Source organism: Pseudoalteromonas sp. S3431 (assembly GCF_000690035.1).
In the GTDB taxonomy this organism is placed as follows: domain Bacteria; phylum Pseudomonadota; class Gammaproteobacteria; order Enterobacterales; family Alteromonadaceae; genus Pseudoalteromonas; species Pseudoalteromonas fuliginea.
In genome coordinates, this window is record NZ_JJNY01000012.1 from 61,352 (window position 1) to 74,491 (window position 13,140).

Sequence of the window (13,140 nt, forward strand, 5' to 3'; positions counted from 1 at the left end):
AGTCATTATGATAACTGCCATTATTCGCTGGTCTGTTAGCAATCGCTTTTTTGTGTTGTTGCTTACATTAATTTTACTAGGTGGAGGGTTGTTTGCGATAAAAAATACGCCCGTGGATGCCTTGCCTGACTTATCTGATGTTCAGGTCATTATAAAAACTACTTATCCGGGGCAAGCGCCGCAAGTAGTGCAAGACCAAGTTACATTTCCTCTCACTACAGCAATGCTTTCTGTGCCGGGTGCGCAAACCGTAAGAGGTTTTTCATTTTTTGGTGACTCGTACGTTTACGTTATTTTTGACGAAAAAACCGATTTGTATTGGGCGCGTAGCCGAGTACAAGAATACCTAAGCCAAGTAGCAAACCGATTGCCCGATAGCGCTACGCCAGAGCTTGGTCCTGATGCAACAGGCGTAGGTTGGATTTACTTATACGCACTAATTGATAAAACAAATAAACACGATATTAGTCAGCTACGAAGCTTACAAGATTGGTTTTTAAAGTTTGAGCTACAAACCGTACCAGGAGTCTCTGAAGTGGCTGCTGTTGGTGGCATGGTTAAGCAATACCAAGTCAATGTAGAGCCCGATAAATTACGTGCATATGGTATCCCGCTTAGCCTTATTCAAACCGCTATCCAGCAAGGCAACCAAGAGATGGGCGCCTCAGTAGTTGAAATGGCTGAAGCTGAATACATGGTAACAAGCACCGGCTACATTAAGAGTGTTGCCGACCTAGAAGCTATTCCGCTTGGCGTAAACGCCAACGGTACTGCGCTGCAATTGCGTGATGTAGCTGATATTAGAGTCGGGCCGCAAATGCGCCGTGGTATTGCAGAGCTAAATGGCGAAGGCGAAGTAACTGGCGGCATCGTTATTATGCGCTATGGCGAAAATGCACAAAAAACTATTGAGCTGGTAAAAGAAAAATTAGAATCGCTTAAAAAGGGATTACCAGAGGGCGTTGAAATAGTCCCTGTGTACGATCGCTCCAACTTAATAAATAACGCGGTAGATAATCTAACGAGTAAGCTAATTGAAGAGCTGATTGTAGTTGCTTTGGTGTGTGTGGTGTTTTTGTTTCATGTGCGCTCATCATTGGTGGCAATTATTACGTTACCGCTTGGCATTTTAACGGCATTTATAATTATGTATTGGCAGGGGATTAACGCCAATATTATGTCTTTAGGGGGAATTGCAATAGCGATAGGCGCAATGACCGACGGCGCTATCGTTATGATTGAAAATATGCACAAACATATGGAAAAAACGCCCCTTACCAACGAAAATCGCTGGGAAGTTGTGGCTAAATCGGCGAGTGAAGTGGGTCCTGCATTATTTTTTAGTTTATTAATTATTACCGTCAGCTTTATGCCGGTATTTATTTTAGAAGCGCAAGAAGGACGTATGTTTGCGCCACTGGCTTACACTAAAACCTATGCTATGGCAGCGTCTGCTGGGCTTGCGATTACCTTAGTGCCGGTATTAATGGGTTACTTTATTAGAGGTAAAGTTATTTCGGAGCAAAAAAATCCAGTTAACCGATTACTCGTCGCAGCGTATCGCCCACTACTTAACTGGGTGCTTAAATTTCCAAAAATGACATTGGTACTCGCGGTGGTTGTTTCTGTTATTGGCTTTTATCCGGTAAACAAAATTGGCAGTGAATTTATTCCGCCACTTGATGAGGGCGACTTAATGTATATGCCCACAACGTATCCTGGTTTATCGGTAGGTAAAGCGCGCGAAATACTACAGCAAACCGACAAGCTAATTGCCACAGTACCCGAGGTTAAAACCGTATTTGGTAAAGTTGGGCGAGCAGAAACAGCAACAGATCCTGCGCCGCTTACAATGATAGAGACGTTTATTCAGTTAAAACCAAAAAACGAATGGCGCGAGGGGATGACTCTTGAAAAACTAAAAAAAGAACTCGACGGTTTGGTTAAGTTTCCGGGGTTGACGAACGCGTGGGTAATGCCAATTAAAACACGTATTGATATGCTCGCAACCGGTATTAAAACTCCCGTGGGCATTAAAGTTGCGGGACCAAAGTTGAGTGAAATTCAAAAAATTGGTCAACAAATAGAAGTGCTTTTAAAAGATGTTCAAGGCACCGCATCGGTTTACTCAGAGCGAGTAGCCGGTGGACGTTATATAAAAGTAGATATAAATCGTGAAAAAGCCGCGCGTTATAGCTTAAACATTAGCGACGTACAGCAAGTTGTATCTACTGCAATAGGTGGCACAAACGTAACACAAACGGTAGAAGGGCAAGAGCGCTACCCAGTTAATTTGCGTTACCCGCAAGCATACAGAGACTCGCCAGAAGAGCTAATGTTGTTACCTATTGTAACGCCTACAGGGCAGCGTATAGCACTTGGTGATGTAGCTGATGTATTTATTGAAGATGGACCGCCTGGTATAAAAAGCGAAAATGCACGTTTAAACGGTTGGAGTTTTATTGATATAGATGGCGTTGATATTGGTACTTACGTTGAGCACGCTCAGCAAGTGCTCGATAAAGACCTAATACTACCTGCTGGCTACTCAATTACGTGGGCTGGGCAGTATGAATACATGCAGCGCGCTAAAGACAAACTGACTTATGTATTACCACTTACATTAGCGATTATTATTGTATTGCTTTACCTTAATTTTAGAAGCTTTGCTGAGGTCACAATTATTATGGCTACGTTGCCACTGGCAATGATTGGTGGCGTATGGCTAATGTATTTAGAGGGCTTTAACTTTTCAGTTGCAGTAGGTGTGGGCTTTATTGCCTTAGCTGGGGTAGCGGTAGAAATTGGGGTCATTATGTTGGTGTATTTAAACCAGGCCTATCAAGAAAAATGCATCGAAGCAGAGCAGACTGGTAAGCCACTTAGTTTAGTGCAATTACAGCAAGCTATTATTGAAGGTGCAGGGCTTCGAGTACGCCCGGTTATGATGACTGTCGCGACCATTATTATTGGCTTGCTACCTGTGCTGTATGGCACCGGTACTGGAAGCGAAGTAATGAGCCGAATAGCAGCGCCTATGGTTGGCGGTATGGGAAGTGCAATTGTACTTACTTTACTTGTTATTCCTGCGGTTTACCTACTGTGGCGCAAACAAGGACTTAAATAATATAAAGCAACAAGACGATAGAGCAGTGCGGTTACTTCCCACGCATTGCTCTATAAAAATTACCTATAATTTGTAAGTTGTTCTATTAAATAGCTAGTTATTACTCATACACAAACTAACCGATTGTTTTTAAATAGCTTTTTAATTGGCACGCTTTACGCAGTGTACTACCTATACAGTCAACTAAGTAAGGAATGCACATGCAAGTTAAAACAATTAAAGAAGTATACGATTGGACCGTTTTGTTTCATACACAAATGGCGGCTAATTTTCATAGCGTAAAGGATTTACTCGATGAACATAATGCAATGCTGGTGGACTATTACTTAAATTACGAAAAAAAACTGGCTGAAGATTTGGTCGGGTTTAAAGCGATAACCGAAATAAATACGCTCGATACGTACTGTTATGAATACTTTGCTAAAAACCCTGAGCTAATTACTTTTGAAGATATTAGTAAAGATCAGCAATTTGATGAAGAAGTTATTCAAGGCTATTTAGCACAGCAACATCAAAAAGTAATTGAGTTATACGAATACTTACTTGAACGCGCCGAAACCCAAAGCGGACAAGAAAAGCTGCAACAAATACTAGAGCTGGAAAAGCAAGGTATAAAGCAAATGATGCAAAGTACGAATCGTCATATGGATATGTAGCTAAAAAAGCGGGGTATTACTGATCCTACTTTTGATATATGTTAGTTTTAGGAGCAATCAAGCGCTATACCCACTTTCTTTAAGTAACGCTGTTCTTGTATTAAATCAGCTTGTAGTAGTGTGTGTTCTTGCAAGTAGTTATCGCAAAATTTTATAAATAAGCCGGTGCTATTTGCGCTAATTTCCATATTGGGTTTTTGGCTTACTTGGCGTTTTTGATTAAATAGAATCGCTAAACGCAAAATAGTAATAAGCTTGAGCACTTGCTGCTGAGAAATAGTTATGAATTCAGGTAACTCATCGAGCCTAATTTTTTTCCGGTAAAAGCGAATCAACGAACTTAATATTACCTGTTCTTGTTGGGTAAAGCCGGGCAGCTGGCTGTTAGCAACAATATAAGCGCTGTGTTTATTAATACCCGAAGAGTTAATTGATAGGCCAATTTCGTGAAGACTAGCAGCCCATGTTAACAAAGCAATATCATCATTGTTATTAAGCTGCCACGGCGCTTTAAGTTGCTCATAAAGCCAAGTTGCAGTGTTAGTAACACGGATTGCATGTGCTTTATCTACAGTGTATCTATCACTTACGTTATTAATGGTATTGCTACGAATGTCTTTATCGGCCAACTTTTGCTGCATTTCATGTAATAAACCTTCACGTAGCGAAAAATCACTATAAGTTAGTTCTTTAATCAAAAACTCTCTAAAAATAGCAATGAGTATCGCTAAACCGCCACAAATACTTTGCTGTCGTTCCGGTGTTAAACCTTCAATGAGTAAATTATCGCTATGTTTGGCATTTATGAATTGCTGTTTAAGGGTGACTAAATCATTGTAGGTTATACAAGGCTGATGCGGGTTTTGGGCGCCCACCATAGCCAAAATAGATTTAATAGTGCCAGATGTACCAATAACGTTTTGCCAACCCTCATTGATGTAATTAGCAAAAATAACCTCTATTTCTTGTTCTGCTTTTATCTCTGCTTTATTAAAGCGTTTGGCGTTTATTATGCCGTCACTAAAAAATTGCTTGGTATAACTTACGCACCCTATATTTCGGCTTGTGAGTAACTTATGTTTAAAGTGCTTACCTATTATTAGCTCGGTGCTGCCGCCGCCAATATCAATTACTAAGCGGTTTTCTTCATTGTGTACATAATGCGCGACACCTTGATAAATGAGCCGTGCCTCTTCTTGCCCTGCAATAACATCAATATGAAATGGAAAGATCTTATTGGCTTGTGTTAAGAACGCATGGATATTTTTAGCTCGTCTAAAAGTATACGTTGCAGCTACTTTTACATTACATGCAGGGAAGTCTTGTAGAGTATTTGCAAATTGTTTAAGCACTATTAGGGCACGATCAATTGCTTGCTGGCTTAGCCTAAATTTATCGTCTAGCCCGTCAGCTAAATATACACGTTGCTTTTCTTTATGCAGAATTTGCAGTGTGCCATCCACTTCACGGGCAACCACTAAATGAAAGCTATTAGAGCCTAAGTCGACAGCGGCAATAGAGGGGTGATCATCCATTATTATAGTTACCTTCCCACTTTTTTAGGTGGTCATAAATCGCTATTTGCGAGCGGATTTTTTTACGGTTTCCACGTCTTACATAGGCATTTTTTTGTTCGCTATCGATTAAGCGTGCTTTTGTACGGTCTTTAAATTGCAGTTCTAGAATATCAATAATGAGCTGCTTTAATTTCGCATCTAAAATAGGCACGCCCACCTCAACGCGGTGATCGAGATTACGGGTCATCCAATCAGCAGATGAAATATAAACTTTGTCGTTTGCGTTATTACCAAAAACCATTACCCTTGGGTGTTCTAAAAAGCGATCTACAATGCTTATTATTCTTATATTGTCGCTAAATCTAGCTACCCCTGGTATTAATGAACACATGCCACGTACAATTATACGTATTTTAACGCCGCGACGACCAGCGTAGTAGAGTTTATCAACAAGCTGTTTATCGACAAGGTTGTTTACTTTAATAGTAATTTTACCTGCACAACCGTTCTCTACATGCTGAATTTCTTTATCGATTAAATCAAGTAAAGTGTCACGAGCATTTACAGGTGACAGCATTAAGTATTCAAAATTAAAAGGTTTGTAGCTACTTTCTATAAATTTAAATACGCTATCGCATTCCTCGCAGATCCCAACATGTTTTGTGAATAAACTAAAGTCGGTATAGATTTTTGCTGTTTTTTCGTGAAAGTTACCAGTGCCAATGTGTGCATACTTTACTATTTGACCTTTCTCTTTACGATGAATAATACATAACTTACTGTGTACTTTTAACGCGGGTATACCAAAAATCACTCTAATACCTGCACCGCTTAATATCTTTGCCCACTCGATATTATTTTGTTCATCAAAGCGAGCTTTTAGCTCGACCATTACAGTGACTTGTTTACCATTTTTAGCGGCATTGATGAGTGATGATATCAATCGAGATTTACTGGCAACGCGATAAATATTAACTTTAATTTGCGTAACTTTTGGGTCGAATGCTGCTTGACGCACATACTCTAGTAAGTGGTTAAATGTGTGGTACGGATAATAAAGGAGAATATCTTGTTCGCTAATAGCATCAAATACGCTGGTGTGTTTATTAAATGCAGCGCTTTGTAATGCCGGCAGCGGTTTATTTTCAAGGTACTGACGCCCTACATTAGGAAAGGCTATAAAGTCTCTAAAGTTACGATAACGGCCTGCTGGGATAAGTGCGTCGTGATGAGTTACGCTCAGGCGCTTTTTCATTACTTTAAGCATATTATCAGGCATGGTTTCGTCATATACCAAACGAACGGGCTCTGCGTAAATACGCTGTTTGAGGCCTTTAGACATTTTATCTAATAAGCCCTCTTCTAGTTCGTCATCAAGGTTATATTCTGCATCGCGAGTAAGCTTAATTGAGTAACCTTGAATTGTTTTAAAACTAAAAAAGCTATTAAATACATCATTTAAAAAATATAAAATAACGTCATCAAGCATCACAATAGTTTTATGGCGACGAGTTTTTTCAGGCGGTAAATTTATAAATCTTGGCACGCGGTCTGTGGGTACTTCGAGCATAGCGTAATGGCTTTTTTCGTCACACATTTCTACGAATAGATAGGTCATGGTGTCGTTGACGTAATCTGAGTAATCTTTATTTTCATCAAGTAATATGGGCGAGATATGCTGTAGTACATTGTCATTAAAGTAAATTTTCAACCAATTTAAATGGAATTCGCTTAGCTTTTCAGGACGATCAACATGGATGTTATGTGCGGTTAAGTCACTTAAAATTTGCTGATGAACTTGGTTAAATTTTTTACCAAGCAATAATACTTTTTTTTGTACTTGGCCTAAAAGAACTTCGTCTTCTTCAAAATTAGCATCAGGTAGTTTGCTTAATAAAATACGGCGCTTAACATCGGCCACTCGAACTCTGAAAAACTCATCAAGGTTATTTGAAAAGATACCTAAGAAACGCATACGCTCAATGATTGGGTTACTTTTGTCTTTTGCTTCTTGTAATACGCGCTCGTTAAACGATAGCCAGCTTAACTCTTTTGCAAAATATTCAATAACTTGCGTTTTTCCTGTATGGGCATTCATATTTTATTCCGCGATTAGATGCTAAATAAAATATAGTGCAAGTTCATGACATTAAAATGACATGCGTGTCAGGTTTATGACACGCATCAAGGAAGGTTAAACGTCTTCAACATCAACAATCAAATCACTAGTTATCGATTCGAGAGCATCAATTACTTCATCTTTATTCATTCCATTAGGTAATGTTATGGTAGCTACGGCGCTAAAAATAGGGACTCCCCAGTTTGGGGCGCTCTGTTGCCTTGAGTTTAAATGGGTAATGTTAGCGCCCTTATGGCGAATAACACTGGCAAGTTCTTGTACTATTCCAGGGCGATCGTTTCCTGTAATCACAAAGTTTAGCTGTTCAAGTTCAACATGTTCTATTTCTGTATTGCCGGTTTCAATACGTACATCAAGCTTAGGCAATGCGTTTAATGCATTTTGAAGTGATTGTAAATGCTCTTCAGCGACCTCTAGCTGTATGATCCCTGCAAAGTGACCAAGCAAATGACTTAAGTTACTGCTGAGCCAATTACCGTTATTTTTTAAAATAATGGTTGAGATGCTTTCTACTAAGCCAGGGCGATCTTTCCCTAAAATTGTTATAACCAACTGCTTCATAAATAATTCTCTTTTTTAAGCCCAAAGAAGGTAAATGCATAGGCATTAAGTGTTTATCTAACTTAAATCTAAATATTATGGGTTGTTTTATAAACGATAGGTTCAAACCCTAGAGTTGTGCGCGTCTAGCAATGTGCACTAAGTGCTTAGCTCATTGCTATTGTTATTTATTAGGCGCCTTTCAGTATTGACCTCGATAAATACTTTGTCCAATAAATTTATAATTAAGTTCACTTATAAACTATTCGTTTAATGCAAAATATGCAATGAATTAAACCACCTTATTATTAGCTGGCTAAAAAGGTTTATTGTTACCGCTGTAACAATACTGTCATCTTGATGAAATATAATTTATGCAACGTTAAGATTTAAGGGTGTTTTGATGACTTCCAATCCGAATAAGCCGACTTTTAATACGGATCGAAGCCGTCTATTTAAAGATCGGTTTGCCAAGTTTGGCATAACCGCAGGTGGAGTAATGGTATTAATAGCGCTGCTATTAATTTTTTTCTACCTCCTTTATGTAGTACAACCGATTTTTGAATCAGCAAAAGTTGAAAAGCGCGACAGTTTCAATGTTGCCAATGCAGATCAAATTGTTGGTTTAGGTGTTGAAGAGCAAACAGAAGTTGCTTTTTTACTTAGCAAGCAAGGCAGTGTAGATTTTTACAATGTAGAAAAAGCTAGTTTTGGTAAAAAACTTAAAACACTTGATGTAGAACTACCAAGTGAAGTGAGTAGCTTTGCGACCAGCGCACCGTTTCAGGGGCAATATGCCTATGGCTTACAAAACGGTTCGGTGGTGATTGTTGCACCTAAATTTTTAGTCACGTTTCCAAATAATGAACGTAAATTAACGCCGCGAGTTGATTACCCACTTGGCGAAATGGCGCTAGAAGTAGATGAAGAAGGCGCTGCTATATCGCGTTTTGCATTTAGTCATTATGAAGATAAAACAGCTGTTGTGGCATTAACGGCTGACAAACGTGTTTTGTTTAGTAGCTTTGTAGCTGAAGAAAACATGTTTACTGGCGAGGTAGAATGGGTTGTTGAACGTACTGAGTTGAACATTGAAGGGCGCGTCGATGAGCTTTTAATTTCACCTGATACAACGCGTACTTTTATTCGTTCAGCTAATCAAATTTATGTATACGATACACGTGATTCAAGCGACGTTGAGCTAATTCAATTACTTTCGGCAAATGAAGAAAATGCAAATATAGTATCTGCACAATTACTTGCCGGTGCTAACTCATTGATGCTTGCTAATGATAATGGTGAGGTTTCACAATGGTTTGAAGTAAATACTGAGACTGGTCGTGAATATCAAAAAATCCGCTCATTTGAAACAAGTAAACAAAGTAAGTTAAATATATTTACAGAGTTTTATCGCCGAACTTTTTTTACTACCAGCAGTAATGGCGAACTTGGTGTGTACTATACAACAAGCGAAGCCAAATTATGGCAAGGCAAGGTGAGTGAAGGTGCTATTAAAGACTTTGCTATTGCACCACGCTCTAACGCCGCATTAATTTTAGCTGACAATAAACTTACGGTACTTGAAATACATAACGAACACCCTGAGGTAACCTGGTCTGCGCTATGGGAAGAAGTATGGTACGAAGGCTACCCTGAGCCGGGTTATATTTGGCAGTCAACATCAGCAAGTGATGACTTTGAATCTAAGTTTTCACTCGTACCTATTTCGTTTGGCACAATAAAGGCGGCATTTTATGCCATGTTATTTGCGGTACCTATTGCACTTTCTGCAGCTATTTATACAGCCTACTTTATGTCGAGTGAGCTTCGTAAGGTAGTGAAACCAACCGTAGAAATAATGGAAGCATTACCCACGGTTATTTTAGGCTTTTTAGCTGGCCTTTGGTTGGCTCCTTTAATTGAAGAGCATTTGCCAGCCATTGTTGGGTTATTAGTATTACTACCATTGGGCATTTTAGGTACGGCATTAGGCTGGACAAAGTTGCCAGCAAGCATTCGCCATAAAATACCAGAAGGTTCTCATTCAATCATCCTTATTCCGGTTGTGTTACTTATTGGCTGGTTTTCGTTCGCAATGAGCGAAACAATTGAACTGTGGATGTTTGATGGCAATGTTCGTCAATATTTAACGAATGAATTAGGCATGACGTTCGATCAGCGAAACTCGTTAGTTGTTGGTATTGCGATGGGGTTTGCGGTTATTCCTACTATATTTTCGATTGCTGAAGATGCGGTATTTAGTGTGCCAAAACATTTATCAAACGGTTCATTAGCTCTGGGAGCTACTCAGTGGCAAACGCTTGTGCGTGTTGTATTACTAACAGCCAGCCCAGGTATTTTTTCAGCAGTAATGATGGGGTTAGGCCGTGCAGTTGGCGAAACAATGATTGTATTAATGGCGACAGGTAATACACCTATTATGGATTGGAGTATTTTCCAAGGCATGCGTACTCTTGCTGCAAATATTGCGGTGGAAATGCCAGAGTCAGAAGTGGGTAGTTCACATTATAGAATTTTGTTTTTAGCCGCTTTTGTACTATTCATATTCACCTTCATTTTTAACACAGTGGCTGAGTTTGTTCGTCAGCAACTACGTGAAAAATACAGCTCAATGTAAGTGGAGAGACACGACATGATAAAGCAGTGGTTTAGGTCTGGTTCTCCTTGGATTTGGATGACCGGTGGTGCAGTGAGCATCAGTTTAATTTCAGTGCTAGGTATCCTAGCAATGATAGCCTGGAAGGGATTAAGTTTTTTTTGGCCTTCTCAAGTTGTACAGTTTGAACTTGAAGGGTCAATTGCAAAACAAACCGTAATAGGTGAAATTTACGATCGTGAACTTGTTCCTAAAGAACGTTTGACGGCAACGGGTATTGATGTATCTGCATTCGATAAAGAAGAGTTTGAACGTTTACTGATAAAAACGGGTAATCGGGAATACGTAGATTTAGATTTTCGTTGGATACTGGAAACTGACATAAAAGATAAATCAACGCCAGCGGCACTTGCAGTATTCGAACGTAGCAAAAACGGTAACTTTTATGGCTATGTAGAAAATGTAATTAAAGATGGCAAGCCGGTGGCTGGCGATAAAGTAGAAATACTACATGAGCTTGTTGAGCGTGCTGTTGATTTAAACGATGAGGCACTCGATTTACAAAATGGCGATATAGGCCATATTAACTACGAGCTTGAGCGTCTTCGTTTAAAAGAAAAGGGCTACTTACTCGATAACGCATTAACTGATGAACGTGTTGCTGAGCTTGCTCAAGCACGTGCTGAATTACGTGCAGAGTATGGTGTACTTGAAAAAGATTTATTTGCACTACGTAAGCAAGCTAAACGTGACTACGTAACCGTAAAAGATATGCGCGGTGAAATTGTTACTATTCCTATGTACCAAGTACTCGATGTTTGGTTTCCAAACGACATGGGCTTTTTTGCAAAGTTAGGGCACTACTTTGTACAGTTAGGTAAGTTTGTATCTGATGACCCACGTGAAGCAAATACCGAAGGCGGCGTTTTTCCTGCTATATTTGGTACAGTGTTTATGGTTATGTTGATGGCTGTAATCGTGACGCCGTTTGGTGTTGTTGCTGCAATTTATTTGCACGAGTATGCCGCTAAAAATGCTATCACTAAAATGATTCGCATCGCGGTGATTAACTTAGCGGGTGTTCCTTCAATTGTATACGGTGTATTTGGCCTTGGCTTTTTTGTATACATGTTAGGTGGCAGCTTAGACCAATTATTTTATCCAGAAGCATCACCAACCCCAGTATTTGGTACACCTGGTGTAATGTGGTCGGCGTTAACGCTCGCTATACTGACTTTGCCTGTTGTTATTGTATCGACTGAAGAGGGTTTATCTCGTATTCCTAGCACTGTGCGCGATGGTTCACTCGCACTTGGCGCAACAAAAGTTGAAACGTTATGGCGTATAGTAATTCCAATGGCAAGTCCTGCAATTATGACCGGTTTAATATTGGCAGTTGCACGTGCAGCAGGTGAAGTTGCACCACTAATGTTGGTGGGCGTTGTGAAAATGGCACCTACATTACCACTGGATGGCAACTTCCCGTACTTTCACTTAGATAGAAAGTTCATGCATTTAGGTTTTCATATTTACGATGTTGGCTTCCAAAGTCCTAATGTTGAAGCGGCGCGTCCGCTGGTATACGCAACGGCCTTTTTATTAGTGTCGGTGATTATTACGCTTAACATAACGGCTATTGGTATACGTAATCATTTACGTGAAAAATTCAGATCGCTTGAACACTAATTTGTAAAGATTTTATAGGTAACAAACATGATTACAGTCGCTCCACAAGTAAACCAAGCAAATTTAGGCTTGAAGTTAGATTTAGAAAACTTAACTGACGATCAAAAAGCGTTAGAGATTAAAAATCTCGATCTTTACTACGGTGATAAGCAAGCACTTAATAAAGTGAATATGAACATTCCTAAAGGTCAAGTAACCGCGTTTATCGGCCCATCGGGTTGCGGTAAATCAACATTGCTGCGCTGTATCAACCGCATGAATGATTTGGTTGATATTTGCCGAATTGAAGGTGAGATATTACTTCATGGGCAAAATATATATGATAAAAGTGTTGATGTAGCCGCACTTCGCCGTAACGTAGGCATGGTATTTCAGCGTCCGAACCCATTTCCTAAATCTATTTATGAGAATGTGGTATATGGACTACGCTTACAAGGTATTAAAGAGAAACGTAAATTAGACGAAGTAGTAGAGCAGTCGCTTCGTGGTGCAGCATTGTGGGATGAAGTAAAAGACAGATTACACGATAGTGCGTTTGGTTTGTCGGGTGGTCAGCAGCAACGTTTAGTTATTGCTCGTTCAATTGCGATTGAGCCAGAAGTGTTACTATTAGATGAGCCTACATCAGCGCTTGATCCAATTTCAACGTTGGTAATTGAAGAGCTTATTAACGATTTAAAAAACAAATTTACCGTTGTTATTGTTACACATAACATGCAACAAGCAGCGCGAGTGTCTGATCAAACAGCCTTTATGTATATGGGTGAATTGATTGAGTATTCAGATACAAATACCTTATTTACAACACCAACTAAGAAAAAGACCGAAGACTACATTACCGGTCGTTACGGTTAATT

Annotated in this window: 8 protein-coding genes; 5 read left to right on the forward strand and 3 right to left on the reverse strand. The window is 39.5% G+C overall.

Going from position 1 to position 13,140, the window contains the following annotated elements; translation table 11 throughout:
* Window positions 1-7: 7 nt before the first annotated feature.
* Both DO88_RS14935 and DO88_RS14930 read left to right on the forward strand, forming a co-directional pair.
* Window positions 8-3,127 carry an efflux RND transporter permease subunit gene (locus tag DO88_RS14935; RefSeq protein ID WP_033038201.1) on the forward strand — a complete coding sequence of 1,040 codons (3,120 nt, stop codon included), beginning with the start codon at window positions 8-10 and terminating at the stop codon, window positions 3,125-3,127.
* A gap of 200 nt (window positions 3,128-3,327) precedes the next feature.
* A complete protein-coding gene (locus DO88_RS14930) occupies window positions 3,328-3,783 on the forward strand; it encodes a hypothetical protein (RefSeq protein ID WP_007375977.1) in 456 nt (151 codons plus the stop codon).
* A 47-nt stretch (window positions 3,784-3,830) separates the two neighbouring features.
* Here DO88_RS14930 and DO88_RS14925 read toward each other — a convergent pair whose 3' ends face one another.
* The 3 genes from DO88_RS14925 to DO88_RS14915 form a co-directional block, all read right to left on the reverse strand.
* Window positions 3,831-5,318 carry a Ppx/GppA phosphatase family protein gene (locus DO88_RS14925; RefSeq protein WP_033038202.1) on the reverse strand — a complete coding sequence of 496 codons (1,488 nt, stop codon included), beginning with the start codon at window positions 5,316-5,318 and terminating at the stop codon, window positions 3,831-3,833.
* Complete coding sequence (ppk1, locus tag DO88_RS14920; protein WP_033038204.1) at window positions 5,311-7,398, reverse strand: polyphosphate kinase 1; 2,088 nt, start codon at window positions 7,396-7,398, stop codon at window positions 5,311-5,313. Before ppk1 ends, DO88_RS14925 begins: the two co-directional genes overlap by 8 nt.
* A 96-nt stretch (window positions 7,399-7,494) precedes the next feature.
* Window positions 7,495-8,001, reverse strand: a complete 507-nt coding sequence (locus tag DO88_RS14915; RefSeq protein WP_007375981.1) for a glycine cleavage system protein R — start codon at window positions 7,999-8,001, stop codon at window positions 7,495-7,497.
* Window positions 8,002-8,383: 382 nt separating this feature from the next.
* Between DO88_RS14915 and DO88_RS14910 the strand changes: the two genes are divergently transcribed.
* From DO88_RS14910 to pstB, 3 genes are read left to right on the forward strand one after another with little or no spacing between them, the layout of a single operon-like run.
* Window positions 8,384-10,618 (forward strand): ABC transporter permease subunit, encoded by a 2,235-nt coding sequence (locus DO88_RS14910; RefSeq protein WP_033032122.1) that lies wholly within the window; start codon window positions 8,384-8,386, stop codon window positions 10,616-10,618.
* Window positions 10,619-10,633: 15 nt separating this feature from the next.
* The gene (gene pstA / locus DO88_RS14905; protein WP_033032120.1) at window positions 10,634-12,283 is read left to right on the forward strand and encodes a phosphate ABC transporter permease PstA; all 1,650 of its coding nucleotides are present in this window, start codon (window positions 10,634-10,636) and stop codon (window positions 12,281-12,283) included.
* A gap of 27 nt (window positions 12,284-12,310) precedes the next feature.
* Window positions 12,311-13,138 carry a phosphate ABC transporter ATP-binding protein PstB gene (gene pstB, locus DO88_RS14900; RefSeq protein WP_007375984.1) on the forward strand — a complete coding sequence of 276 codons (828 nt, stop codon included), beginning with the start codon at window positions 12,311-12,313 and terminating at the stop codon, window positions 13,136-13,138.
* Window positions 13,139-13,140: the final 2 nt, after the last annotated feature.

Bases quoted from the DNA above. Each gene is read 5' to 3' on its own strand.
- DO88_RS14935 (WP_033038201.1), top strand. From the start codon at position 8: ATGATAACTGCCATTATTCGCTGGTCTGTTAGCAATCGCTTTTTTGTG.
- DO88_RS14930 (WP_007375977.1), top strand. From the start codon at position 3,328: ATGCAAGTTAAAACAATTAAAGAAGTATACGATTGGACCGTTTTGTTT.
- DO88_RS14925 (WP_033038202.1), bottom strand. From the start codon at position 5,318: ATGGATGATCACCCCTCTATTGCCGCTGTCGACTTAGGCTCTAATAGC.
- ppk1 (WP_033038204.1), bottom strand. From the start codon at position 7,398: ATGAATGCCCATACAGGAAAAACGCAAGTTATTGAATATTTTGCAAAA.
- DO88_RS14915 (WP_007375981.1), bottom strand. From the start codon at position 8,001: ATGAAGCAGTTGGTTATAACAATTTTAGGGAAAGATCGCCCTGGCTTA.
- DO88_RS14910 (WP_033032122.1), top strand. From the start codon at position 8,384: ATGACTTCCAATCCGAATAAGCCGACTTTTAATACGGATCGAAGCCGT.
- pstA (WP_033032120.1), top strand. From the start codon at position 10,634: ATGATAAAGCAGTGGTTTAGGTCTGGTTCTCCTTGGATTTGGATGACC.
- pstB (WP_007375984.1), top strand. From the start codon at position 12,311: ATGATTACAGTCGCTCCACAAGTAAACCAAGCAAATTTAGGCTTGAAG.